Source organism: Actinomyces graevenitzii C83, from assembly GCF_000239695.1.
Lineage (GTDB): Bacteria > Actinomycetota > Actinomycetes > Actinomycetales > Actinomycetaceae > Actinomyces > Actinomyces graevenitzii.
In genome coordinates this window covers 142,299-167,793 of sequence record NZ_JH470338.1, presented here as the reverse complement: position 1 = coordinate 167,793, position 25,495 = coordinate 142,299, and the positions used below count along the sequence as shown (strand labels likewise).

The following is a 25,495-nucleotide window of genomic DNA, read 5'->3' as shown; positions in this document are numbered from 1 at the left end:
ATGAGTCAGCGTCAAGTACGCACACCTATTGCCGATCGTCTACGGCAAACCGGCACCGTCCTAGACTCGCTGGTAGAGGCCCGCAAAGCCCGCCTACCTGAGCTTTATGAGCGCTACGGGCATCTAGACGCCGCCACCATGGAGCGTTCGCAGCGTTCTTTTGAGGCCGCCCTGCGCACCCGCACCCTGGGTGAGGACGGCCAGCTGCACCCGCGCGCCGGCGGCCCGGCCCTGATCATGGAGTGCAAGGCCGCTAGCCCCACCCTGGGCACAATCGTCTCTGATGGTTACAGCCCTGCCGCCTTGGCCCAGGCTTATGCGCCCGTGGCCGCCGCCATCAGCGTACTGACCGAGCCTGACCGTTTTAACGGCGACCTGGCTGATGTGACCGCCGTGTCTAAGGCTGTGCGCCAGCCGGTGCTGGATAAGGACTTTATCATTGACCCCATCCAGGTGATTGCTGCCCGCCACCACGGCGCTGACGCTATCTTGCTGATGCTCTCAGTGCTAGATGACCAGGCCTACACCCAGCTAGCGGCCCTGGCCGCCCAGCTGGGTTTGGATGTGCTCACTGAGGTTGATGAGGCTGAGCAGATGGAGCGCGCCGCCGGCCTAGGCGCCCGCATTATCGGCATTAACAACCGTGACCTGCGTACCTTGGAAACTGACCTGCACCGCACTGCCGCCTTGGCGCCCCTGGCCCCGCGTGGCGTGGTGCTGGTGGGTGAGTCTGGGGTGCATGAGCGCGCCGACGTCGAACTGCTGGCCCCCTACGTGGATGCGGTGCTGGTGGGATCGGCTCTTTCTGGCGCTGATGACCCGGCCGCCGCCGCCCAGGAGCTTTCCGCTGGCCAGCCCACCACCGGCGCGGCTGGTTTGGATGCCCACGCCCAGTCCATTGACTGGCAGCCCTACTCCTCTAAGCGTCTTGGCGCGGGCACCCTGGACGCGGATGCGCACACCCGCATCAGCCCCTACTTTGGCGAGTTCGGTGGCCAATATGTGCCTGAGCTGCTGATTCCTGCCCTAGACCAGCTTGAGCAGGCTTTCCTTGAGGCGGTAGATGACCCGAGCTTCATCGCTGAGATCAACGATCTTCTGCACAACTACCTGGGCCGTCCCACCCCGGTTACGCAGCTGCGTAACCTGCCACTAGGCGGCGGCGCACGCATCCTGCTTAAGCGTGAAGACCTGGTGCACGGCGGCGCTCACAAGGGTAACCAGGTTCTGGGACAGGCCCTGCTGGCTAAGCGCATGGGTAAAACCCGCGTGATTGCTGAGACCGGCGCCGGCCAGCATGGCACCGCTACCGCCATGGTGTGTGCGCTGCTGGGGCTCGAATGCACCATTTACATGGGCGCAACCGACGTGGTACGCCAGGCCCCCAATGTGGAGCGTATGGAGCTGATGGGGGCTAAGGTTGTGCCCGTAACCGCTGGTAGCGGCACCCTTAAGGACGCCGTCAACGAGGCTCTACGTGACTGGACTGCCACTTTCGCCACCAGCCACTACCTGCTGGGTACGGCTGCCGGCCCGCACCCCTTCCCCACCATGGTGCGAGAATTCCACCGCATTATTTCCACCGAGGCACGCGCCCAGACTTTGGCGCGCCTTGGCCGCCTACCTGACGCGGTGGTGGCTTGCGTGGGCGGTGGCTCTAACGCAATCGGCATGTTTGCTGACTTTATCGATGACGAAGCAGTGGCCCTTTACGGCGTCGAGCCTGCCGGTGAGGGCCTAAACACCAACCACCACGGCGCCCCCATCAATGAGGGCAAGGTTGGGGTGCTACACGGGGCGCGTTCATTCCTGATGCGCACCGATGACGGCCAGGTGGAAGAGTCCTACTCGGTTTCAGCCGGCCTGGACTACCCCGGCGTTGGCCCCCAGCACGCCTACCTGGCCCAAAGCGGCCGCGCCAAGTATGTGGGTATCACCGATGAGGAAGCTATTGAGGCTTTCTTGCTGCTTAGCCGCCACGAGGGCATTATTCCCGCCATGGAATCCTCCCACGCCCTGGCTTACGCCCTGAAACTGGCTGAGCAAAACCGCCGTGAAGGTGGGGACCCGCAGAAAACCATTTTGGTGTGCCTGTCCGGACGCGGCGATAAGGACCTGGACCAGATCCGTGAGCGTCTAGGTGGCTCTTTTTCCACCGACGGCGCCGTCTCGCGGGCCGCTGACCTGGTTGCTAACGGTCAGGCGGGCACCGGCACCCACCGCACCCACCAGCAAGATGCCGCGTTCGCCGCTAAGGGCAAGGAGTAAATCAATGAGCCGTTACGAAAGCATGTTTGCCACCTGCGAGCAGCAAAAACGGGGCGCCATGGTGCCCTTCGTGATGCTGGGCGACCCCACTTTGGAGGCCAGCGAACGCATTATTGACGAGTTGATTGCTGCCGGCGCCGACGCTTTAGAGCTAGGTTTGCCTTTCTCTGACCCGGTTGCCGACGGCGTAGCCATCCAGGAAGCCCACCTGCGCGTGTTTGCCCGTGGGATCAACATTGCCGACTGTTTTGACCTAATTGGCCGCCTGCGCGCCAAGCACCCGCAGGTACCCATGGGCCTGCTGATTTACAGCAACATCCCAATCGCTATGGGCTTGGAGGCCTTCTATGAGCGCTGCGCCAGCGCCGGGGTTGATTCGGTACTGATCCCGGATGTGCCCATCCGTGAGGGCCGTCCTTTCTCTGCCGCCTCTAGGGCCGTGGGCGTTGACAGTGTCTACATTGCCCCGCCTTCAGCCAGTGAGGAGACTTTGGCGCAGGTAGCTGAGGCTGCACGCGGCTATGTTTACGCCGTTTCGCGCGTGGGGGTTACCGGCGTGGAAAATGAGGCCCAAACTCAGGGGCTCAATAATGCTGTGCCCACCTTGCGCGAGCACAACTCCACCCCGGTGCTGCTAGGTTTTGGTATTTCCAAGCCCAAGCATGTGCGCGCCGCGATTGTGGCCGGCGCCGATGGGGCCATTACTGGCTCGGCGATTGTGCGCATGATTGCTGCCCGCACTGAGGAGATTGTGGCCGCCCAGGAGCGCTCAGGTACCCCGGCTTTGCAGGCCACCGCCCCGGGAGTTAACCAGCCCCTAGATGAGCTGTGCGCTCAGCTGCGTGAGTTTTTCACCTCCATGTGCGCGGCCACCACCAAGGCCTAGCCGTGGCTGTAGGTCCGCTTAGGCTGCTGCCTGCTGTCGACGTCGCCAATGGCCTAGCCGTCACCCACCGCACTAGCGCTGGGGGCGACGCCGGCGCGGGCATCTCTGCCCTGGACGCTTGCCTGCGCTGGGTGGAGGCGGGCGCCGACTGGATTCACCTGGTTGACTTGGACGCGGCCTTTGGGCGCGGCTCTAACGCAGCGCTTTTGGCACAGGTTATCGCCGATTTGGCGCGGCTGCACCCGGGCGTAAGCGTGCAGTGGTCCGGGGGCGTCAGTAGCGCCGACGACGTGGAGCGGGCTTTAGCCGCCGGCGCCAAGCGGGTAAATCTGGGGGCCGGAGCGCTTAAAGATTTAGCTGCCACCACGGCCTTAGTGGGCCGCTTTGGTAGGCACCTCAACGTATGCCTGGACGTGTCAGCCGCGAGCGCCGCGCCCAACCCAGCAGCTCCCGCCGACCCAGCAACGCCAGGCGCGGCCCAGTTGGCAGGCGCCCAGCGGGGCGCGGCTCAGCCTGCCACCCAGCCCAGCGCAGATTTGGCCACCTATGTGGTGCATCCGCGCGGCCAGGGCGGGCCGGTGGGGCCGCTAGAGCCAATTTTGGCGGCGCTTAATGAGGCCGGCACTGGTGCATATGTGGTTACTGACCGGGTGCGCGACGGCGCCCTATCGGGGCCCAACCTGCCGCTGCTGGGGGCGCTTAGCGGCGCCACTAGTGCGCAGGTTATCGCCTCAGGTGGGGTCAGCTGCGCGGGTGATATTGCTGCCTTACAGGATTTGGCTGCCAGCCACCCCAATTTGTGCGGGGTGATCCTAGGTAAAGCCCTTTACACCGGGCAGATCGACCTCAAGGCCGCGCTGCGCCCCTAAAGCACCCGGCGCTTCAGGCGTTACCGCCCAGCACTTAGCCCTTGCCGCGCGCTTACCAGGAGGGGCCGCGATTGGTTAGGCTCCAGGCGTCCTCAGAGTCTTCAGAGTCTGAGTCGTCATCCCAAGATTCACTCTCAGGCAGGTCGGAGCTACCTACCGGGTCTGTGGCGTAACGGTTGGGTGCAAACGCCCCGGTAGCCCCATAGGAGCTGACGCTGGCAGCGCTAACCGCACCGGCGGCCGCAAACCCATCCCCGCGATCCTCGGGACTACCCGGGGCGGGGGCGTCGTCGTCGCTGGGGGCGTCACCTTCCCCCTTAATCCAAGCCAGGGTTTCCTCCAGGCGCTCGGGTGGCACCAGCACCTCGCGGGCTTTAGAGCCGGTGGAGGGGCCCACCACTTCACGCGATTCGAGCAGGTCCATTAGGCGCCCGGCCTTAGCGAAACCTACCCGCAGCTTGCGTTGCAGCATTGAGGTGGAGCCAAACTGGCTGGTGATAATCAGCTCGGCGGCCTGCAACAGCAGGTCCATGTCGTCGCCGATTTCTTCCTCAATGCGTTTCTTAGTTTCGGGGACAATCACATCCTCGCGGTAGCTGGGCTGGAGCTGGTCCTTAACATGCTCAACTACGGTGCGGATTTCCTTCTCAGTAACCCAGCTGCCCTGCACACGGATCGGTGAGGAGGCGCCCGGGCCCAGGTAGAGGGCGTCGCCTTGGCCGGTGAGCGACTCGGCCCCGTTTTGGTCCAAAATTACGCGCGAGTCCAGCTGTGAGGCGGTGGCGAAAGCCAGACGCGAGGGCACGTTGGACTTGATCAAACCGGTAACTACCTGCGCCACTGGACGCTGGGTGGCCAGCACCAGGTGAATACCGGCCGCACGCGCCAGCTGGGTGATGCGCTGAATTGAGGCTTCCACGTCTTTAGGCGCGGTCATCATCAAGTCAGCCAACTCATCTACCACCACTAGCAGGTAGGGGTAGGGCGCGATCTGACGCTGGGAGCCGGGAGGGGCCTGCACCTCGCCGGCGCGCACTGCCCGGTTGAAGTCATCAATGTGCTTATACCCAAAGGAGGCCAGGTCGTCGTAACGCGCGTCCATTTCCTTAACCACCCATTCCAGGGCTTCAGCAGCCTTCTTGGGGCTGGTGATAATGGGGGTGATCAGGTGGGGAATGCCTTCATAAATGGTTAACTCCACACGTTTGGGGTCAACCAGCACCATGCGCACTTCCTCGGGGGTGGCACGCATCATGATGGAGGTGATCATGGAGTTAACAAACGATGATTTACCTGAACCGGTTTGCCCAGCTACCAGCATGTGCGGGGTTTTAGCCAGGTTGGTGACCACATAGTTACCCTCAACGTCTTTACCCAGGCCCACGGTTAGCGGGTGGGTGGAGTTTTGGGCCACCGAGCTGCGTAGCACGTCGCCCAGAGTCACCATTTCGCGGTCTGCGTTGGGGATTTCAATACCGATGGCGCTCTTGCCGGGGATGGGGGTGAGCACCCGGATTTCGTCGCTGGCCACCGCGTAGGCAATGTTTTTTTCTAGTCCCGTGATACGTGAAACATTAACGCCGTGACCACGGTGAATCTCGTAGCGGGTTACCTGCGGGCCACGCGTGTAGCCGGTTACCTTGGCGTCCACGTTGAATTCGGTGAATACGTCTTGCAGGGCTTGGACTACCGCGTCGTTGGCGGGGGTACGTGTGGCGTGTTCGCGCCCGGCCACCAGGTCGCTCATGTCGGGTAGGTGGTAGGTGCCCCCGTCGGGTAGCTGCATGGAGAATTCGGGTTCACTACCCACGCTGGCGGCGGTGGAAACTACCGGTGCGGTGGCTGCGGTGGGGGCGGTGGCCGCCGAGGTTTGCCGCGCCGCCTGCGAGTACAGTCCCAGATCGCCCAGTTCAGCGGTTTGGGCGGTGTTCATGGGCACAGTGGCCTGGGTGGGGGCGTCTTCAGAGGGGGCGTCAATGTCGCGTGGGCTGGTTACGTCTGGTTCTTGACTGCGACGGCGCCCGGGGCGGCTTTGGCGGGCCTTGGCCGCCACGCTGGGGCGGCGTGGGGCTTTGGGTTCGTCTAGGGGGTCGATAACCGCCGTGTTTTGTAGGTCTTCCCTGTCAATGGCACTGCGGAAGGCCTCATCGGCGTCGTAGGTGTCCATGACGGCGGTTTGCTGGGGGTCTTGGGCGTTGTCGCGACCAAAAACGGAACGCATCCGCTCCAGGGCCCGGCTGGCGACGTCGTCGTGAGGGGCGCCAGAGCCACCGTCTAAGCCCTGGCCACGCACCATCTCCCACACGTCAAAAGCGGTGCGCCCTGAGGCCACCAGCAGGCAGAAGGCCACCAGCAGCAGCAACACCACTACCGCGCCTACGGCAGAAAATAATTTAGCTAGCGGGTAGCCCAGTAGCCAGCCGAACACTCCCCCGGTTTGTTCCAGGGTGTTGATGTCAAAGGGCTGGTTGCCGTTAAAAATCTGGATCAGGGCGCCAATAGCAAAAGCGATAGCTAACGCGGCTAAAGCAATACGGCTGGTGGTTGGGCTCAGCGGTTTGCCGCGTATAAGCATGATCCCGCCCCAAATCACCATGGGAGCTGCCAGTAGAGACAGTGCCCCAAAGGGGAAAGCCACCAGGTGGTGTAGTAGGGAGCCGGCGCTGCCAGAAATCCCCAGCCATTCACGCAAAGTAAGCAGGGCACCTAGCGCAATCAGCGCAAATCCCCCGCCTAGGCGGCGGTAAGGCGAAGCGTCACTGGGCGCATTTTGACGCGACGCACCGCCCCGTGAACGCGAAGCGGCAGGGGTAGCAGCAGAGGGAGAGTTTCGCTTAGCCATGATAGTTAGACGTTAATAGACGCAAGCTCAGGCGTGCTTACAGGCACGCCGAAAGCTAAATGCAAGGGGTAAAACACACACCCCAGTATTAAAAACTAGATTTTTTTAAATAGCCGCTAAAGATTCAGTGTCCCCTGCTTCACGCAGTAATTGGTCAATATCTTCTGCGCTAGGGGCGTGGTTATCTTCGCGTTGGCTGATCATTAGGGCGGCAGCCGCATTGGCGCGGCGGGCGCTTTGCAGTACCGAGTAGCCCTTTAACAGGCTGGCAATTAGTACCCCGGTGTGGGTGTCGCCGGCGCCAGTGGTATCTGTAACAGACATGGGGTAACCGCTCACCAGCGTGGGTTGGCCGTGATCGGGTAGCAGCAGTTCACAGCCAGCGCTGCCGATGCGGCGCACAAACATTGCGTTAGGGGCGGCCCGGTACATTAGCTCCACTCCCCCCAGGCGGGCGCGCAGCTGGTCAATTTCTCGGCGGTTGCCGGTAATAATGTCGGCGCGGGCCATTATTTTTAACAAAATCCGGTCCAAAATATCTACCACTGCCGGCCCAAAATCCACCACCAGCTGCACCCCGGCAGGCAGGGTAGAGAGCCACTGACTTATACCTTCACGTGTACGCTGGTGAACCAAGTCATAGCCGGCGGCGTGTACGTAATCTCCCGGCACCAGCTTAAGATTTTCTAGATCCTCAAGCTGGGGCTCGCTTTCAACCCCTTCAGTGGTGATGAAGGTGCGTTGGCCTCCGGGTTCGATCAGGGTGGTGCAGGTGCCGATGTCACCTACCAGCTCCTGAACTACATTCTCGACGCCGTCGCGCAGCATGGAGGCACGCACTAGTGCAGAGTTGGGGCCGGTACCCAGGGTTGAAGCCAGGGCCACGGGAACCTGCTGGCTGGCAGTAGCGCGGGCGATGGTGTAGCCACCACCCACCTTGGTGCCATTTGAGAGTGCAGTAACCGCACTACCGGCCTTGGGAAAGCGAGCAACTTTCAAAGGTAGGTCAATCAGAATTGATCCGGTAGATACCAGGCAGTTAGGGCGCTGGGGAAGTGCGGTTTGGCTCATAGTCTCTCTTCAACACTTAGGGCAGGGGCAAATTGATTGTAAAACCCTAAACCTCACGATTTTAGGGGCTTGACAGCTTTTAGCGTGGGCGAGCGTAGGGGAAGGCGATAACATCGCGGATAGAAGTCGCGCCGGTGATCAACATCACTGCACGATCGACTCCCAGGCCCAAACCACCGGTGGGAACAAGACCCAATTCCAAGGTGCGTAGGAAGTCTTCATCTAAACTCATCGCTTCCGGGTCACCGGCGGCGGCGCGCAAAGATTGGGCGGTGAAACGCTTACGCTGCTCACCGGGGTCAGTTAGCTCAGTGTAGGCCGTGCCCAGCTCCATGCCCCAAGCCACCAGGTCCCAGCGCTCAGCTAGGCGCGGATCGTGGCGGTTTTGGCGGGTTAGCGGGCTGGTTTCCACTGGGAAATCAATGTAGAAAGTGGGCTTGGTGGTGGTGGCCTCAACTAGCTCATCGTAGAGAGCGCCAATCACGTCACCGCTGCCAGCTGCCACCGGCACCTCAATGTCGTTGGCTTCAGCTAGTTCCAGCAAACGTTCTAGCGGGGTGTCCACGGTTACTTCCTGGCCCAGGGCCTTGGAAATAGCTTCATGCACACTCACCACCGGCCAGTCACCGGAAATATCCACGGCCACATAATCAACCCCCGAGCGGGTTGAATGCACCGGTAACCCTTCAGTTCCGGGTGTGCCCACCGCACGCAGCACCACTGGGGCGCCGTGTACCTTAATGGCAGCTTCCTGGAAAATACGCTGGGTTAGCAGGCGCATGGTGTTGTAGTCGCCGTGGGCCACATAAGCCTCAAGTGAGGTGAACTCAGGGTTGTGGGTGGCGTCCACGCCCTCGTTACGGAAAGAGCGGCCAATTTCGAAGATGGCCCCCATGCCGGCCACAGCCAGACGCTTGAGGAACAACTCCGGGGCGATACGCAGATAAACATCAGTGGAGTAGGCGTTCATGCGGGTGATGAACGGGCGGGCGTTAGCCCCGCCATGCACCGGCTGCAAGATTGGGGTTTCTACCTCCACATAGCCCTGCTCGCCCAGGGTGTGGCGGATGGAAGTAACAATGGCTGAGCGCTGTGCAATCAGCTCAATGGCATTAGCGTCAGCCAGTAGCTGCTGGGTACGGGTGGCGTTAGCCCCCAGCGGGATGGTGATCTTGCCGTGCCCACCGCGCCGGGCGCGCGGCAAGGCAGTTAGGGCTTTAGCCAGCAGCTGCCAGCCCTGCACCAGGATTGAGGGTTCCCCGGTGCGCGTGCGCATAGCCAAGCCGGAAACCACCACAATGTCGCCACGGTTAATCAGTGAACGCCACATTTCCAGATGGGCGCCATTTTCTGAGGCGTCAAAGAGTAGCTGGATGTGCTTGTAGCCCTCTACCAGGTCAACGAAGATAAGCCCACCATGGTCGCGCTCTAGGCCCACGCGGCCCTCAACGCGCAGCTGCACAATGGATTCTTCACCCGCCGCCAACTGGCGGAACACCGGCTGCACCAGGGCGTGGGCCGGGGGCATACCGTGTTTAACCCCGGTGGGATAGGGGTCAATTTTGGCGTCCAGGGTGCGCTCTAGGGCCACCGCGCGTTCACGCTCTTCAGCCGACAGACGCCGGGTGGGGATTTGCGCTTGAATGTGGCGTTCAACCTGCTGGGCCACCAAAGCCGCATATTCGCTGCCCATAATGGCGCTGTTATCTACGTGGGCGCGGCCAAAACGCTCAAAGTTAGGGATGAAACCCTCTAGGCGGCCAGCTGCCAGCAGTACGCGGGCGGCTTGGGTGCCGTCGGCGTAACACATGTAACGCGGGTACCAGCTGGGGTTGTATTTGGCGTTGGATTCATACAGCTGCTCCAGCTGCCAAAAGTGCGAGGCAAAGCGCATGATCCGAGCCATAGTTTTAGCGGCCCAGGAGGCGTCCACCGCCATGCCGTCTACAAACACGGAACGGAACATAGCGAAGTTCAGCGAAACCCGGTCCACCCCGTAACGTTCGCCGTCGGTTAGCAGGGCCGCCACCATGGCTTCATTTACCCCATTGGGGGCCTTGGGGCTGCGGCGCATCACATCCAGGGACACCCCGCGCTTACCCCAGGGGCAAAACGCCAGTAGCGCCACGGTCTTGTCGTCTTGGTCATGGACCGTAACCACCAGCTCACGCTCGTCGACGTCGTCGAGAGTGCGATCTAGTGCCATAGAGAAGCCGCGCTCTTCCCCGTTACGCCAAGCATTAGCCAAATCGCGCAGCTGACGGCGCTCCTCATGAGGAATGTCACCTAGGCGCCTAATTTCCACGCGGGCACCACTGGCACGCACGCGGCGCACCGCTTTAGCCACCTGCGGCAGGCCCCGCAGCGAGAAGCTGGCGGCCTCAATAATGGACTCATCCCCCATGCGGCGCACGGTGAAACCAAAGTTTTTATAGGCGCGCGCGCCTTTTTCACCGGCGGAGATAACTGCCGGCACCCAGCCGTAGTCGCCGCATTCATCCAGCCAGGCACTAATGGCGTCATCCCAACTGGCCGGGTCACCTAGCGGATCACCGGCGGCCATGGCCACACCGGTAGATAGGCCAAAGGAAACTGCAGCCTTACCGTCGGGAGAAAATACGGCCAGGCGGTCACGGCGGGTAGCGAAGTAACCCAGGGAGTCTTCCTCCCAATCCAGCAGCAGACCGCGCACGCGCAGGTCATCGCCGGCGCGCGGGGTGCGCTTAGCTGAACGCAAGAACACGGTCAAGCTAATTAGCACCACCAAAGCGGCCAGCAGGTAAAGCAAAGTACCCAGCCACATTGGCCCCTGGTAGGCAGGCACACCCCCAATGCCCCCAAGTTCAGGGCCCAGGGTGCGCCAAGCTACCCAGCGCATACGGTGACGAATGGCCCACTCGTTACCATCCGGACTGTGTGCGGGCACCACCAGGAGCGTTCCCAGGGCAATCACGGCGGCCATACCAAGCACCAGGGTCAGCAGCGCCCGCCACCATGAGCCGCGCACAATGCGCCCAGGGAAAGCTGGGCGCGAAGCCAACAAAATCGCGATAACCGGGATACACACCAGTACCCAGGCCAGCATGAGCCAGTCTGGACCCTGCTGGGCGACAGTCACATGGGTGCGCTCTTCCAGGTCATCTGGGAACTGCTGGTATACCAGCGTCAGCGAGCCCACTGTTAAAAACAGGAACTGCAAGGTCAGGGCCAGGTTAAGCGCCAAGCGTTTGCGCCTACTAGCTGCCCCCGCCCAAATCAGTAGCAGCACCGCCCCCAGGAAGGAGGCACCCACCGGGATACCAATAAAGTAGAAAGGCTCAACAACCAGCTTGTATAGATTCCAGCGCCTGAGCCCCAGTCCCCCAAGTAGCGATAGCACCGCAGCTATCTGCAACAGCCGCGCCATGATGGTCGGCATAGAGTCGATCCATCTGCGGGTATCTGCGCCTACCCTACGTCGCAGCGGAGATATCAGCTTAGCCGGGACAGTGGTGCTCTTGGGTTCAGTCACTAGTGAATTTCCTATTTAAGCTTTAATTACTACAGGCACGATCATAGGACGACGACGCAGCTTACGAGCTACCCAACGTCCTAAAGCACGGCGCATAGCCTGCTGTAGAGCGTGGGTGTCGCTAACGCCACGGTCGAGGGCGTCACCTAGCGCGTCGGTGACGTCAGGAAGAACTTCGTCAAATACAGAGTCGTCTTCCGCTACGCCTCGGGCCTGAATGTGTGGTCCAGCCAGAATAGTACCGGTTGTGGTCTCTACGACCGCAAAAACTGAGACAAAGCCTTCTTCAGCCAGTACGCGGCGCCCGGCTAGCTCGTCTTCGTCAATTTCGCCCACACTGGAGCCATCTACGTACACGTAGTCGCACGGGTAGGAGCCCACTACCTGGGCTTTTCCTTCATAGAGGTCGACGACGTCGCCGTCCTCGCACAGCATTACGTTGTCGGCTGGTACCCCGGTCTTTACCGCGAGCGCACCGTTGGCCACGATGTGGCGGATTTCGCCGTGGATAGGCATTACGTTGCGGGGCTGGACGATGTTGTATACGTGCAGCAGTTCTTCGCTGGAGGCGTGGCCAGAGACGTGTACGCGGGCGTTGGCCTGGTGTACTACGCGTGCGCCTAGGCGCATGATCTGGTTGATTACACGGAAAACAGAGTTTTCGTTGCCGGGGATTAGTGAGGAGGCGAAGATAACCGTGTCTTCGGGGTCTAGGGTGATCCAGCGGTGTTCACGGTGGGCCATGCGGCTAAGGGCGGCCATTGGTTCACCTTGGGAGCCGGTGGCCATGAGTACGCGCTGGCTGGGTAGGTAGTTGTTGATTTCGCGCTGGTCTACGATTACGCCTTCGGGCACGTCCAGATAGCCCAGTTCGGCGGCGATTTTCATGTTGCGCACCATGGAGCGGCCAATGAAGGCGACTTTACGGTCGTGTGAGGCGGCGGCGTCAAGTACCTGCTGGACGCGGTGAACGTGGGAGGAGAAGGAGGCCACCACGATTTGGCCTTGGGATTCGTCAAAGACGCGGTTTAGTACCGGACCGATTTCGCGTTCGTGAGCCACCATGCCGGGCACTTCTGCGTTGGTGGAGTCTACACAGAATAGGTCTACGCCTTCTTCGCCAAAGCGGGCGAAGGAGCGTAGGTCGGTGATGCGCCCGTCGATGGGTAGGGAGTCCATTTTGAAGTCGCCGGTGATTAGGGCGGTGCCGGCTTTGGTGCGGATGAAGGCGGCCATGGCGTCGGGGATGGAGTGGTTTACGGCCACAAATTCCATGTCGAAGGCGCCGTAGCGGACGCGCTCGTGTTCGGTTACTACGCGCAGCTTGGGGTTGATACGAAATTCTTTTAGCTTGGCTTCTACGAAAGCTAGGGTTAGCTCGCTGCCGATTAGTTCAATGTCGGGGCGTAGCTTTAGTAGGTAGGGTACGGCCCCGATGTGGTCTTCGTGACCGTGGGTGAGCACTAGGGCCTGGACGTCGTCGAGACGGTCGGCGATGGGGCCAAAGTCAGGCAGGATTAGGTCCACGCCGGGCTGGTCTTCTTCAGGAAAGAGTACGCCGCAGTCAACGATTAAAAGCTGTCCTTGGGTTTCAAAGACAGTCATGTTACGGCCAACCTCCCCTAGACCACCTAGGGGGTAAACGCGTAGGGCGGCGGGGTTAGCGGGTGCGGGGGGCTTTAGCGTTTCAAAAGTGGTCACGTAAACCATCCTAAACTTCAGGAACCGGCGTTAGTAGATGCCGCTTAACTACAAAAAAACCCGGGCAGAACCCGGGCTCGTGGTACCCCCAACCGGATTTGAACCGGTGTTACCGCCGTGAGAGGGCGATGTCCTAGGCCGCTAGACGATGGGGGCCTTTTGTTCCTTGCGGAACAGTGTCTACGCCCTTATGGAGCGTATCCGTACCCCCAACCGGATTTGAACCGGTGTTACCGCCGTGAGAGGGCGATGTCCTAGGCCGCTAGACGATGGGGGCCTTATTCACTTTTTGGTTTAACCAGTAAGTGGCTGGGGTACCAGGACTCGAACCTAGAATGGCTGAACCAGAATCAGCTGTGTTGCCAATTACACCATACCCCAAGGGGATCACGCTGCGGCTGCAAGCTTTTTGGGCTCGCCCCGGCGGCGCAACGGGTAAGAATCTATCGGATCTTTGCCCCGCTTGCCAAATTTTTTTAGCGTGACCCTGGGCACATTTGGGTTTTACTTTGAAATTGCAGCCAAAAGTGCTTCGATTCGGGCCATGGTTAGCTCCTTACCCAGGATTTCCATGGACTCAAATAGCGGCGGGGAAACCTGACGGCCAGTCACGGCTACGCGCAGCGCCCCAAAGGCCACGCGCGGCTTGAGGCCCAGGCCTTCAACTAGAGCCTGACGCAGCGCCTGCTGTAGGGCGTCGTGGTTCCACTGCTCTAGGGAACGCAGCGCCTGGTCGGCGGCCTGCAATACCTGCTGGTTGGCGGCTACGGTCTCAGGGTTCTTTACCAGCTTGGCGAAAGACTTTTCGTCGTAGTCCAAGGCGGCGGCGTCGGTAAAGAAGAAGCCCAACATGCCGCGAGCCTCCCCTAGAAGCTGCACGCGGGTCTGAATCAGCGGCGCGGCGGCAGTTAAAATCTCCTGCTCACGAGCGGTTAGCTGGCCAAATTCGGGGGCGCTAACCAGGGCGTGAGCCTCCTCGGCCGGAGCGTAGAGGTCGTAGAGGTAAGGCACCAGGCGGTTGCGGAAGTCCTCGCCTTCTAGGCGGCGCACGTGCTCGGCGTTAATAGCCACGCACTTCTTGGGGTCAAAACGGGCCGGGTTGGGGTTGACGTCGTGAATGTCGAAGGCGGCCACCAGCTGCTCGGGGGTGAAGATGTCCTCATCCTTGCTCAGCGACCAACCCAGTAGAGCCAGGTAGTTGAGCAGACCCTCAGGGATCATGCCGTTTCGACGGTGTAGCAGCAGGTTAGAGGAAGGGTCACGCTTGGATAGCTTCTTGTTGCCCTCACCCATTACGTAGGGCAGGTGCCCAAAGGCGGGGATGAACTGGGCTCGGCCAATGGCGATTAGGGCCTGGTAGAGCACAATCTGGCGGGGGGTGGAGGATAGTAGGTCCTCGCCGCGCAGCACGTGGGTGATCCCCATTTCGGCGTCGTCAACCGGGTTCACCAGGGTGTATAGCGGGTCACCGTTGGCGCGCACCACTACATAGTCGGGCACGGAGCCGGCCTTGAAGGTGATCTCGCCGCGCACCAGGTCAGTGAAGGTGATGTCTTCATCAGGCATACGCACGCGTAGCACCGGCTGGCGCCCTTGGGCGCGGTAGGCCTCAATCTGCTCGGCGCTGAGGTTGCGGTCAAAGCCGTCATAACCCAGTTTGGGGTCTTCACCCTTGGCGCGGTGGCGGGCTTCAACCTCTTCAGGGGTGGAGTAGGACTCGTATAGGTAGCCGGCTTCTAGCAGCTCCTTGGCCACCTGCTTGTACAGGTCCATGCGCTGGGACTGGCGGTAGGGCTCGTGTGGGCCACCCTTGCCAACGCCCTCATCCCAGTCCAGGTGCAGCCAGCGCAGCGAGTCTAGGATGGCGTCAAAGGATTCTTCAGAGTCACGGGCGGCGTCGGTGTCTTCGATACGGAAAACGAAGGTGCCACCTACGTGACGGGCATAAGCCCAGTTAAATAGACAGGTACGCACCATACCGACGTGGGGGGTACCGGTGGGAGAAGGACAAAAACGTACGCGAATATCACTGCCGGTGGGCAGGGCGTGGGCGGCTGATGCCTGGGTTAGCTCACTCATAATGTCTTAAGCCTACCGCCGCCGGCCTTGCCCCACTTAGGTTGGGGCGTACAGTTAGCTTATGAGCACTATTACACAGGCTTGGGATTCGTTAACCGCGCAGCAAATGCGTGAGCGCGGCTCTTTGAAATGGACGCGCTGGCCCGGCACGATTGGTGCCTGGGTGGCCGAAATGGATTTAGGTATTGCCCCTGAAGTGGCCGAGGCCATTAAGCAGGCCGTTGATGTAGGCGAGCTAGGTTACATGCCAGATGGCCTGCTGACTGAATGCGAGCGGGCTTTGGCCGCCTATTCGCGTCGTAACTATGGCTGGGATTTGGATCCGGACAAGATTTTTGTGGTCCATGACGTGATCATGGCGCTGCGCCGGATTTTGACTGATTTCTGCGACAAATCTAAGCCGGTTATTGTGCCCACCCCGGCCTATATGACCTTCCTTAAAACCATTCCGGCCTGCGGTTTTCAGGCCGTGCAGGTGCCTAGCATTTATGCCGAGGGCACCTGGCAGCTAGATTTTGAGGGTATTGAAGCGGCTATGTCGCGTGGGGCCAGCCTGTTTATTTTGTGCAACCCCTGGAACCCGGTGGGGCGTGTGCTTACCGAGGCTGAGTTAGATAAGGTAGCGGAGCTTTCCGCTAAGTATGGCGTGCCCGTCTTTAATGACGAGATTCACGCTCCCCTACTGCTCTCCTCTGAGGCCAAGCACCACCCCTACCCGCTGCGGGCGGCGGCTGATCCGGATCTGACCTGGACCGCCACTTCGGCCTCTAAAGGCTGGAATGTGCCGGCTTTGGGTGCGGCGCAGCTGATTTTGGATGGCAAGGTGCGTCAGGCTTGGCGTCCTATTGCCGACGACGTCGCCCACCACGCTGGTCCTTTGGGTGTGCGTGCGGCTACGGCGGCTTTCACCCAGGCACAGTATTGGGTGCGCGAAGTTTCTAGCTACGTGCATGAAAATGCGCAGCTAGTTAGCCAGGAGCTGGCCAAGGTGGGGCTACACATGGATGTTCCGCAGGGAACCTACTTGGGCTGGGTGGATTGCTCTAGCCTGCTAGAGTGCGGCGTTAAGGGCTCACCCACCACTTGGCTGCGCGAAAACGCCGGCGTGGCCCTGACCGACGGGGCTGACTGTGGTCATGGCTACGAGCACTTTGCCCGCCTGAACATGGCTACTGGCCACGCCATTGAGCGCCAAACTGTGGAGCAAATCACTGCTGCAGTGAACAAGTTGAACTAAAACCGGCTACCGGATAGAGGTAGGCCGCCTAAGTTAAGGGGCAACTTAGGCGGCCTACATTTTTTGCGCCCCTAAATTTTTTAGGAGCGCTAAGCGTGCTTAGCGCACTACGCTAGCGATTCTACCCAGTCCATCGATCTGCGCCGCAACACCCACGCCGACAGGAACATCTTTTGCATAGGCAGCTGCGCCAGTTAGGATCACATCTCCAGGCAGTAACGTAAACATGCGTGAGACACTGGCCACAATATTTTCGATGCTGACGTTCAGGTTGGCGGTGTTGCCCTCCCCCACTACTTCGCCGTCAATGCGTAGGGTTACGCGGGCGTTAGCCGGGTTGAATTCGTCGTCGGCTTCGGGAACATAAATCCACGGACCTAGCGGGCAGGCGGTGTCAAAAGACTTAGAGCGCACAATATTGTCGCTGGGGGCGGCCACATCATTAGCTACCGTGTAACCCAGCACGTGGTGGGCGGCGTCGGCGGGATCCACATCCTTACACAGGTCTTTAATAATGATGGCCAGCTCTGCCTCATGCACCAAAGTCTGTGACCAGTCGGGCTTAATAATTGGGGTGTCGGTGCCGATCACGGCGGTGTTGGGCTTGAGGAAAACGAAAGGCGGCTCGGTTAGTGAGCCCGCTTCGCCGTCGTAGGTGGAACCTAGCCCCACCACTTTAGAGCGGGGAATAACCGGCGAGAGCAGACGCACCTCGTTTAGCGCGATAACTTCACCGGTAGCCTCAGGGGCGCCAAATAGCGGGTCACCTTTGAGCACCACTAGTCGCGCAGTGTCGGGGAAATCTAAATCGCAGCGTTCGGTGTAATCCAAGCCCTGCACAATGCCGTAGCGGGGTTCATCACCGCTAGTAAAGCGAGCCAAAATCATGGCTTCAGTCTAACGCCGACGTCGGCCCTTAACGGCTAAAACCAGCCAGAGCCGACGTCGACATTTAAACCAGCGCTAAGCAGCCACGCCCCTTAGAACCACAATCAGATGCCACAAAGGGCCAAGGGTGCGTTTAGCCGCTTAGCGCCAGCACAATCACGCAGGCCTTAAGCCTCAGCGCGATCATTTACGTGTACGCCAGCGTTTTCGCTAGACCACACGTCGCCGGGGAGCTTGCCAGGCAAGAATTTGTTGTCGCTAGCGACAAACCGAATCTCATCAATCTCGCCGGCCTTGAGCTGGGCGTACTGGCTTTCCCAGTCACGCAAAGCCCCAAAGGCCCAGCGGCCCATGATGGTGATAGCGAAGATGTTGATGGTGGCCATGATGCCCATAACCACGTCGGCCAGGTTCCACACGAAGTCCAGGGAGGCTACCGCACCCACATAGGTGGCAACCAGGATCATTACCCGCAACCAAGTGTGGTTGAGCTTCTTGGTGGCCCCGCGCAGGAAGGAGTCGTTGATTTCCGCGTAGGTGTAGTTACCCAGCAGCGAGGAGTAGGCGAACACGAAAATCATGGCGGCCATCAGGTACTGGGCCCAGCCACCTAGCTGTGAGGTTACCGAAATTGAAGTGAGCGTACCGGCGCTGAACTGACCCGTGCGGGCAGCGGCCGGGTTGTAAACCCCAGACAGCAGCACAATCAGGGCGGTGGCGGTACACACCAGCAAGGTGTCCACAAATACACCCATGGACTGGATGAAACCCTGGTTAACCGGGTGGGCGGTGGTGGCGGCAGCGGCAGCGTTAGGCACCGAGCCCTCACCGGCCTCGTTGGAGAACAAACCACGCTTAATACCGTTTAGGGCGGCGGCGGTAAAACCACCAGCCATACCAGCCAGGGCCTGGTCTAGCCCAAAAGCACCCTTAAAGATTTGTAGCAGCGCACCGGGAATAGCGGTGATGTTTAGCAGCAAAATAATTGCGGCCAGCAATACATAACCCAGCGCCATAATCGGGGCGATCCACTCAGAGACCTTAGCTACCTGACGCATACCACCAAAAATGATGGGGGCAGTGATCACCAACAGACCCACGCCGGTAACCCAGGTGGGCACGTTAAAAGTGTGCTCCATAATGCCGGAAATGGCGTTAGCCTGGGTGGCCTCATAGGCGAAACCGAATACGAAAATAATTACCGCTGCGAAAGCCACAGCCAGCGGCTTCATTTTTAGTCCGCGCGTAATGTAGTAGGCCGGCCCACCACGGAAACTACCGTCGGGGTTAGCTACCTTATACATCTGCGCCAAGGTGGCCTCCACGAATGCGGTAGCCATACCCACCAGGGCCACTACCCACATCCAGAACACGGCGCCCGGACCACCCATGATGATGGCTAGCGCCACCCCAATGATGTTACCGGTACCCACACGTGAAGCCAGGCCAATGGTGAAGGCCTGGAAGGAGGAGATACCCCCACCTTGCCCATCACGCGAGTTGGTTAGTGAAGCAACCATGTGCCTAAAGAGGCGGAACTGGATGCCATACATGCGCGCCGTGAAGTACAGCCCCACGCCAACCAGCAAGAAGGCCAGGAAATAGCCGTAGAAGTAGGTGGAAAAATCCCCTAGGGCAGCGGTTGGCTTAGCCAACCAATCATCGGTTTTTGCGATGGCCAACATTGGCACTTCCTTTCGCAGAGATAAAAATTAGCTACTGCGAGCCTAAGTGCTTTATGTTTCAGGGTTATGACGCCGGCGTTTCCCACACGTTCGTTTTTACATCTGCAGGCAAATTGGGGTTGTTTTTACCCACAAAAACTGGGGTTTTGACGCCGTCGCGACGCTGAGACTCCCAGTCACGCAGGGCGCCAGAGACCCACTTGGCCAGCCAAATCAGGGCCAGCAGGTTGGTGGCGGTCATGATGGCCATCATTACATCCACCGAGTTCCACACCAGTTCCAGCGTGGCCAGGGCGCCCAGCACGGTGCTAACCACCGATAGCACGCGCACAAAAATGCGCCCGCCCTTTTTGGGGCTAATGAAGTTAACGGCCACCTCAGAGTAGGAGGCGGCGGCCAGCACTGAGGAGAAAGCCAGCACGGTAATGATTAGGGCCATGGGAATCTCAGCCCAGCCGCCCAGGGCGGAAACCACGGCTTTTTGGGTCAGGCTCGCGGCCTGGCTGGGGTCTAGCGCGCCGGGGGCGTAAACCGAACTACCCGCACTCAAAATCACGATGGCGGTCATGGTGCACACAATGATGGTGTCCACAAACACGCCCAGGGACTGCACCAGGCCCTGCTGGATGGGGTGAGCCACGGTGGCAGTGGCCGCCGCGTTAGGGGCGGTACCCTGACCGGCTTCGTTAGAGAACAGGCCACGCTTAGTGCCGTTGATTAGCGCCGCCATAATGCCGCCGGTAACGCCGCCGGCAAACTGGGCTGGGCCAAAGGCAGATTCCACAATGATTTCCAGGGCGGGCAGCACCCGGTCATAGTTAACTGCCAGCGTCCCCAGGCCCAAAGCCAGGTAAACCACGCTCATAATGGGGGCCATCCACTCGGTAACTCGGGCCACAGAGCGGATACCACCCAAAATCACCGGGGCCGCCAGCACAAACAGCAGCGCCGCCGTCACTTCTTTGGAGGCATTAACGCTAGAGCCGGGGCCAATAATGCCGCTAATGGCGTTGGACTGCACCATGATGATGGAAAAACCGCAGGTGGCAATGGTTAGCACGGAGAAGAGCACGCCCAGTTTGCGCGAGCCCATACCCAGCCACATGTAGGTGGCCGGGCCGCCGCGGAAAGTTCCGTCGTCGGCGCGTACCTTGAAAATCTGGGCCAAGGTGGCTTCAGCAAAAGCGGTAGCCATACCCACCAGGGCAATTACCCACATCCAGAACACCGCGCCGGGCCCGCCCAGGATCAGGGCTGCGGCCACACCAAACACGTTGCCGATACCCACGCGCGCGGCTAGGGAAATAGTGAAGGCCTGGAAGGAGGAGATACCTCCGCTGGCGCCCGCACGTGAGGAGAGGATGGAACGTACCATCGCGGGCAGCAGCCTGAACTGAACCCCGCGTAGCCTGATAGTTAGATAAAGGCCGGTGCCGACCAAAATCCACATGGTCAGATGCAGGGTGAGCCAATCGCCTAAATTCTGTAAGGCTTGGGCTAATGCTTGCATTTGATATTCCTCGCAGCCGTGTCTTTGTGCGGTGTCAGCATATACGAACATGAGAAAATAGCCAGTGTGGACCATGCCCCTGCTTTGAATCGCGTACTTGATGCTTTAATACCGGCGAGTGACCCGGACTATGTTCCCACCAGTGATGAGCTTTATGATGCCTTCACGCAGTGGGCTGACAGTACCGGCCGCCCGCTGTATCCCCATCAAGAGGAGTCTTTGCTGGCCATTGTGGAGGGCGAGCATGTAGTTGCCGCCACGCCCACGGGCTCAGGCAAGTCAATGATTGCTTTGGCGGCGCATTTTACTTCTTTGGCACGCGGAGAGCGTTCTTACTACACAGCGCCGCTTAAGGCTTTGGTTAGTGAGAAGTTTTTTGAGCTGATCCGCCTATTTGGCGCCCAGAATGTGGGAATGGTCACGGGCGATTCTTCGATTAACCCTGACGCTCCCATTATTTGTTGCACCGCCGAGATTTTAGCTAACCAGTCGCTGCGTCAGGGGCGGGCGCTGGATGTGGATACGGTGGTGATGGATGAGTTCCATTACTACGCCGATCCGCAGCGTGGCTGGGCTTGGCAGGTGCCGCTACTGGAGCTACCCCAGGCGCAGATGGTGCTGCTAAGCGCCACTTTGGGTGATGTTTCGTGGCTGGTTAAGGATTTGCGTGAGCGCACCGGGCGCTCTGTGGCCGTGGTTGACGACGCCGTACGCCCAGTCCCCCTCGATTTTGAGTATTCCGTGGAGGCGATTGGGCCTTTGCTGGAGCGCCTGATTGGGCAGAACAAGGCCCCGGTTTATGTGGTGCATTTTTCGCAGCGTGAGGCTATTGAGCGGGCTAGTGCGCTGCTGAGCACTAAGTTAATCGACCGCGCCCAGCGTGATGAGATCAGCCAGGCCATTGCCGGCGAACGCTTTGGGGTGGGTTTTGGGGCCACGCTTTCTAAGCTGTTGCGCGCCGGTATTGGGGTGCACCATGCGGGTATGTTGCCGCGTTACCGGCGCCTGGTGGAGCGTTTAGCGCAGCAGGGTTTACTGCCGGTTATTTGCGGCACAGACACGCTGGGGGTGGGTATTAATGTGCCTATCCGCTGCGTGGTGTTTACGTCTTTGGTTAAGTTCGACGGCGCCAAGGAGCGGCATTTAACGGCCCGCGAGTTCCACCAGATCGCTGGGCGCGCGGGGCGTGCGGGCTTTGACACGCACGGCTATGTGGTGGTGCAGGCCCCCGAACATGTGATTGAAAACGCGGCGGCGCTAGCTAAGGCCGGCGATGATGAACGCAAGAAACGCAAAATTACCCGCAAGAAGGCCCCCGAAGGCCGCGTGAACTGGACTGATAAGACTTTTGAGCGCCTGGTCGCGGCCCCGCCGGAGACTTTAACTAGCCAGTTCCGTGTCACTACCACCATGGTTTTGAACCTGATGGAGCGGCCTAACCCAGTGGCGGCCATGTGGAATTTGCTACAGGCGGTGCATGAAGGTGAGGCGGCCACCCACCAACATTTAAAGCGGGCGCTGGAGATTTACCGTTCGCTGCGCACAGCCGGGGTGCTGGAGCATGTTTCTTCCGCCCAGGCCGCAGCTGATGGTTTGCCGCGTCTGCGCCTGGCGGTTGATTTGCCCGACGATTTTGCCCTCAACGCACCTTTGGCGCCTTTTGCCCTGGCCACAATGGATTTGTTGGGCTTGGACAGCCCTGAGCACACCCTGGATGTGGTCTCGGTGGTGGAGTCCACTTTGGATGATCCACGCCCGCTGCTTTACGCCCAGCAGCGCGCCGCTAGGGGTGAGGCGGTGGCCGCTATGAAGGCTGAGGGCCTAGATTATGACGAGCGTATGGAGGCTTTGGAGGCTATTACTTGGCCCCAACCTTTAGCTGAGCTGCTGGCCGGCGCCTATGGGGTTTACGCCCAGGCCAACCCTTGGGTTAGGGAGTATGAGTTAGCCCCTAAGTCGGTGGTGCGTGAAATGGTTGAGAAGGCCATGACTTTCTCTGACCTGATTTCGGTGTACCAGTTGGCCCGTAGTGAGGGTGTGCTGCTGCGTTATTTAACTGACGCTTACCGGGCTTTGCGCCAGGTGGTGCCCGAAGAGCACCGCACCGATGAGGTGGTGGAGCTAATTGACTGGCTGGGCGAGTTGGTGCGCAGCGTAGACTCGTCCCTACTTGATGAGTGGGAGGCCCTAGGTCAGCTGCAGGCGGGCTCTAATGTGGAGCTGGTGCGCAATGACCCTGCCCCAGCGGAGCGCGCTTTTGGTGCCGACGCCGACGGTCACGTGCCCCTTAGCCGCAATAAGCACCGCTTGCGTACCTTGGTGCGTCAGAGCATGTGGGCTTATGTGGAGGCAATTGCCGCTGAGGATGTGGATCGCCTGGTGAACCTGGCTAACTCTAAAGCTTGGGATAGTGAGCGTTTTAATAATCTGCTCGATGACTACTATGACGCCTACGAGTGGCTGGCTATCGACTCTGAGGCTCACTCTAAGCAGTATGCGTTAATTGATGAAGATCCCGACGACGCCGCTTTAGCTTTGGCTGGGGTGAGCGAAAAGCTACGTGAGGCCCTTGTTGGTAGCGGCCGAGCCTGGCTGGCCACGCAGATCCTAAACGACCCTGACGATAACCATGACTGGCGCCTGGTTTTCCTGGTGGATGTGGCCCAGTGTGATCGTGAAGATAAAGCAATTTTGCATCTTTTGAAAGTTGGCGAAGCCTGATGGCTAAAAAATCTAAGCACTCTGAGGCCGGTACCGGCGCGATTTTAGCTTTACAAAAAGCCGGTATCACCCCGGTGATCCACACCTATGAGCATGATGAACGCGCCCAGGCTTGGGGCCTGGAAGCAGCCCAGGCGCTGGGGCTAGACCCGGCGCGAGTGTTTAAAACTTTGCTGGTTTCACACGAAAAGGCCCTGGCGGTGGTGGTTATCCCGGTGGCCAGCCGCCTGGATTTAAAGGCTATCGCCAAACAGTTGGGGTGGAAGAAAGCTGAGTTGGCTGATCCAGCCCTGGCCCAGCGCACCACCGGCTATGTGGTGGGCGGCATTTCGCCGCTGGGCCAGAAAAAGGCTCTACCTACGCTGATAGACACCAGCGCCGCCACGCATGAGACAGTGTTTGTCTCCGGCGGGCGGCGCGGACTGGATTTGGAGTTAGACCCCCAGGTTTTAGCGCAGCTAACAAAAGCTAGTTTCGCTGAGGTAGCTAAGTAGCGCTGCAATAGCTAAGTAGCACCGGCACTATTGAGCTTGAGCCGGCCAGGTGGCGCTCGCGGCATTGCTGCGAGCGCCACCTGGCTGCTTTGTGGCCCCTAACTGCCGCGTGGCGGCTAGTCAGTTGCGGTAGTAAACCTGGTCAGAGGAGACAATCTGCTTGCCGAAGGGGAAGCAGGTCACCGGGATCATCTTGATGTTGGCAATTGCCAGCGGGATACCGATGATGGTGATGGCCTGGGCCAGGGCAGTGGTGACGTGGCCAATAGCCAGCCACACTCCAGCTACCAGGAACCAAATGACATTGGAGATGCCGCTCATGGCGCCAGCTCCGGGCGCCGGCACTACCTCGCGACCAAAGGGCCACAGTACATAGTTGGCGATCCTGAAGCAGGCCACACCGGCCGGCAGGGTTACCACCAAAATGCAGGCGATAATGCCGAAGAAGATGTAGCCCAGGGACAGCCAAATGCCACCAAAAATTAACCAAATGAGGTTTAGTAACGTTTTCACGGCCTCAATTTTAGGCACGTCAGGGGCATTTTAGGGACCCTAAAGTCCCCTGATTTATCCCTGATCTGGTTTATCCCTGATCTGGCCCTGGCCTAAGTTGAGAGGCAGCTAGGCACGTCGCGGCGTGGGCGCACCACGCAGGCATGTCAGCTGGCGCTTACCAGAAGACGCGCTGGGCGATAGCGTCGGCGAAGTTTTCTAGGGCTCCCTCAGCGGCATTTAGGTACAGCGGGGCGTCCACCAAAGATACTTCCATCAGGTAGAAGCCACCGGCGCCGTCGCTAACTACGTCTACGCGGTTAAAGAGCACCTGAATGTCACGCCCGGCGCGCTCCTTAATCTGGGCGTGTAGGGCGCGGCGTACTCGCTCACCCCACAGCCATTCCATTTCGCTGGGTTCGCGGGCCTCAACGATTTCCTCGTGGACTTCATCTACCGCCTTAAAGCGCGGGTGCAGCATGGGCTTTTTCTGTACCGCGTGGGAGAGCACACCGTTGAAGTACACCAGGGACAGCTCACCGGTTTGGTCTACGGACTCTAGGTAGCGCTGCATCATTACGGTGCGGCCCCGCGCCAGGTGGTGCATGGTGTCGTTAATAGCTGCCGAACGTGAGGTGGCGCTGGTGGCCGTGTAGCGGCCGGTGCCGCGACCACCTGAGGAGATGGCCGGCTTGATTACGAAGTCGCCGTGGGCAGGGAAACGGGTGTGTACCTGGTGCTTAGACAGGTTTGCGGAGGGCTCTAGCCAGGTGGTGGGGATAATCGGCACGCCTCGGGCGGCCAGGTCTTTGAGGTAGTGCTTGTCTCCAAACCAGTCAACTATCTCGGCGTGATTTAGAGGGCGTTCAAGGCTGCGAGCCCAGCGTAGGAAGTTGGCGTAGTTGCGCTTACGGGCATAGTCACGCACCGAGCGCATCACCACTACCCCAGCTTTAGACCAGTCAACGCCAGGGTCGTTCCATACAGCAATGCGCGGCTCGATACCGCGCTCATAAAGGGCTTGGGGTAGGCCGCGGTCATCTTCGTCAAGGTTAGGGAAATCGGCGCAAGTCGCCAAAGTTACGATCGGCTTAGACACGCCCTAACCGTACCTCACGCATAAGCCACTAAGTACTTATGCACGCACCAATAAGCACCACACAAACGTGAGTTAGCTTACAAACTGCGATTTTGGGCTTTCTCGACTGGACAAGCCCCCCACCAAGCACATAAAGTTTCTC

Annotated in this window: 16 protein-coding genes and 3 tRNA genes; 6 read left to right on the top strand and 13 right to left on the bottom strand. The window is 59.7% G+C overall.

Annotation, left to right across the window (positions count from 1 at the left end; genetic code table 11):
* The 3 genes from trpB to HMPREF0045_RS00735 are packed head-to-tail and all read left to right on the top strand — an operon-like array spanning position 1 to position 4,023.
* Complete coding sequence (gene trpB, locus HMPREF0045_RS00745) at positions 1 to 2,268, top strand: tryptophan synthase subunit beta (RefSeq protein ID WP_005984555.1); 2,268 nt, start codon at positions 1 to 3, stop codon at positions 2,266 to 2,268.
* Positions 2,269 to 2,272: 4 nt separating this feature from the next.
* A complete protein-coding gene (trpA, locus tag HMPREF0045_RS00740; protein WP_005984554.1) occupies positions 2,273 to 3,154 on the top strand; it encodes a tryptophan synthase subunit alpha in 882 nt (293 codons plus the stop codon).
* 2 nt (positions 3,155 to 3,156) lie between these two features.
* Positions 3,157 to 4,023 (top strand): HisA/HisF-related TIM barrel protein, encoded by an 867-nt coding sequence (locus HMPREF0045_RS00735; RefSeq protein ID WP_005984553.1) that lies wholly within the window; start codon positions 3,157 to 3,159, stop codon positions 4,021 to 4,023.
* Positions 4,024 to 4,075: 52 nt separating this feature from the next.
* Here HMPREF0045_RS00735 and HMPREF0045_RS00730 read toward each other — a convergent pair whose 3' ends face one another.
* From HMPREF0045_RS00730 to gltX, 8 genes are all read right to left on the bottom strand, one after another.
* The gene (locus HMPREF0045_RS00730) at positions 4,076 to 6,865 is read right to left on the bottom strand and encodes a DNA translocase FtsK (protein ID WP_005984552.1); all 2,790 of its coding nucleotides are present in this window, start codon (positions 6,863 to 6,865) and stop codon (positions 4,076 to 4,078) included.
* Between the two features lie 105 nt (positions 6,866 to 6,970).
* Positions 6,971 to 7,936: a PfkB family carbohydrate kinase gene (locus tag HMPREF0045_RS00725; RefSeq protein WP_005984551.1), complete on the bottom strand. Its 966-nt coding sequence runs from the start codon at positions 7,934 to 7,936 to the stop codon at positions 6,971 to 6,973.
* 79 nt (positions 7,937 to 8,015) lie between these two features.
* A complete protein-coding gene (gene lysX, locus HMPREF0045_RS00720) occupies positions 8,016 to 11,447 on the bottom strand; it encodes a bifunctional lysylphosphatidylglycerol synthetase/lysine--tRNA ligase LysX (RefSeq protein WP_005984550.1) in 3,432 nt (1,143 codons plus the stop codon).
* 15 nt (positions 11,448 to 11,462) lie between these two features.
* Entirely contained in the window at positions 11,463 to 13,157 is a 1,695-nt protein-coding gene (locus HMPREF0045_RS00715; RefSeq protein ID WP_050807405.1) for a ribonuclease J, read from the bottom strand.
* 71 nt (positions 13,158 to 13,228) lie between these two features.
* Positions 13,229 to 13,304, bottom strand: a tRNA-Glu gene (locus HMPREF0045_RS00710).
* A gap of 48 nt (positions 13,305 to 13,352) precedes the next feature.
* Positions 13,353 to 13,425, bottom strand: a tRNA-Glu gene (locus HMPREF0045_RS00705).
* 29 nt (positions 13,426 to 13,454) lie between these two features.
* Positions 13,455 to 13,529 (bottom strand) — tRNA-Gln (locus HMPREF0045_RS00700).
* Positions 13,530 to 13,652: 123 nt separating this feature from the next.
* Positions 13,653 to 15,227 carry a glutamate--tRNA ligase gene (gene gltX, locus HMPREF0045_RS00695; protein ID WP_005984548.1) on the bottom strand — a complete coding sequence of 525 codons (1,575 nt, stop codon included), beginning with the start codon at positions 15,225 to 15,227 and terminating at the stop codon, positions 13,653 to 13,655.
* 61 nt (positions 15,228 to 15,288) lie between these two features.
* On the opposite strand from gltX, the gene HMPREF0045_RS00690 reads away from it, so the two are divergent.
* Positions 15,289 to 16,464: a MalY/PatB family protein gene (locus HMPREF0045_RS00690; RefSeq protein WP_005984546.1), complete on the top strand. Its 1,176-nt coding sequence runs from the start codon at positions 15,289 to 15,291 to the stop codon at positions 16,462 to 16,464.
* A gap of 99 nt (positions 16,465 to 16,563) precedes the next feature.
* Here the strand turns inward: HMPREF0045_RS00690 and HMPREF0045_RS00685 are convergent, their stop codons facing one another.
* From HMPREF0045_RS00685 to HMPREF0045_RS00675, 3 genes are all read right to left on the bottom strand, one after another.
* Positions 16,564 to 17,352 carry a fumarylacetoacetate hydrolase family protein gene (locus HMPREF0045_RS00685; RefSeq protein ID WP_005984544.1) on the bottom strand — a complete coding sequence of 263 codons (789 nt, stop codon included), beginning with the start codon at positions 17,350 to 17,352 and terminating at the stop codon, positions 16,564 to 16,566.
* 167 nt (positions 17,353 to 17,519) lie between these two features.
* On the bottom strand, positions 17,520 to 19,037 hold the full coding sequence (locus tag HMPREF0045_RS00680) for an alanine/glycine:cation symporter family protein (protein ID WP_005984542.1): 1,518 nt from the start codon (positions 19,035 to 19,037) through the stop codon (positions 17,520 to 17,522).
* Positions 19,038 to 19,101: 64 nt separating this feature from the next.
* Positions 19,102 to 20,547: an alanine/glycine:cation symporter family protein gene (locus HMPREF0045_RS00675; protein ID WP_005984540.1), complete on the bottom strand. Its 1,446-nt coding sequence runs from the start codon at positions 20,545 to 20,547 to the stop codon at positions 19,102 to 19,104.
* Between the two features lie 66 nt (positions 20,548 to 20,613).
* On the opposite strand from HMPREF0045_RS00675, the gene HMPREF0045_RS00670 reads away from it, so the two are divergent.
* Both HMPREF0045_RS00670 and ybaK read left to right on the top strand, forming a co-directional pair.
* Positions 20,614 to 23,268, top strand: coding sequence for a DEAD/DEAH box helicase (locus HMPREF0045_RS00670; protein WP_005984538.1), 2,655 nt, complete (start codon positions 20,614 to 20,616; stop codon positions 23,266 to 23,268).
* Entirely contained in the window at positions 23,268 to 23,762 is a 495-nt protein-coding gene (ybaK, locus tag HMPREF0045_RS00665) for a Cys-tRNA(Pro) deacylase (RefSeq protein WP_005984536.1), read from the top strand. The genes HMPREF0045_RS00670 and ybaK overlap by 1 nt, the downstream gene beginning before the upstream one ends.
* A 120-nt stretch (positions 23,763 to 23,882) precedes the next feature.
* Here ybaK and HMPREF0045_RS00660 read toward each other — a convergent pair whose 3' ends face one another.
* A complete protein-coding gene (locus HMPREF0045_RS00660) occupies positions 23,883 to 24,275 on the bottom strand; it encodes a YccF domain-containing protein (protein ID WP_040315829.1) in 393 nt (130 codons plus the stop codon).
* Positions 24,276 to 24,432: 157 nt separating this feature from the next.
* Entirely contained in the window at positions 24,433 to 25,353 is a 921-nt protein-coding gene (locus HMPREF0045_RS00655) for an ATP-grasp domain-containing protein (RefSeq protein WP_005984532.1), read from the bottom strand.
* Between the last annotated feature and the right edge of the window lie 142 nt (positions 25,354 to 25,495).

Excerpts from the sequence above, each read along its gene's own strand:
- HMPREF0045_RS00730 (WP_005984552.1), bottom strand. The coding sequence starts at position 6,865 with ATGGCTAAGCGAAACTCTCCCTCTGCTGCTACCCCTGCCGCTTCGCGT.
- ybaK (WP_005984536.1), top strand. The coding sequence starts at position 23,268 with ATGGCTAAAAAATCTAAGCACTCTGAGGCCGGTACCGGCGCGATTTTA.
- trpA (WP_005984554.1), top strand. The coding sequence starts at position 2,273 with ATGAGCCGTTACGAAAGCATGTTTGCCACCTGCGAGCAGCAAAAACGG.
- HMPREF0045_RS00715 (WP_050807405.1), bottom strand. The coding sequence starts at position 13,157 with ATGGTTTACGTGACCACTTTTGAAACGCTAAAGCCCCCCGCACCCGCT.
- HMPREF0045_RS00725 (WP_005984551.1), bottom strand. The coding sequence starts at position 7,936 with ATGAGCCAAACCGCACTTCCCCAGCGCCCTAACTGCCTGGTATCTACC.
- HMPREF0045_RS00685 (WP_005984544.1), bottom strand. The coding sequence starts at position 17,352 with ATGATTTTGGCTCGCTTTACTAGCGGTGATGAACCCCGCTACGGCATT.
- trpB (WP_005984555.1), top strand. The coding sequence starts at position 1 with ATGAGTCAGCGTCAAGTACGCACACCTATTGCCGATCGTCTACGGCAA.
- gltX (WP_005984548.1), bottom strand. The coding sequence starts at position 15,227 with ATGAGTGAGCTAACCCAGGCATCAGCCGCCCACGCCCTGCCCACCGGC.
- HMPREF0045_RS00680 (WP_005984542.1), bottom strand. The coding sequence starts at position 19,037 with ATGTTGGCCATCGCAAAAACCGATGATTGGTTGGCTAAGCCAACCGCT.
- HMPREF0045_RS00675 (WP_005984540.1), bottom strand. The coding sequence starts at position 20,547 with ATGCAAGCATTAGCCCAAGCCTTACAGAATTTAGGCGATTGGCTCACC.
- HMPREF0045_RS00690 (WP_005984546.1), top strand. The coding sequence starts at position 15,289 with ATGAGCACTATTACACAGGCTTGGGATTCGTTAACCGCGCAGCAAATG.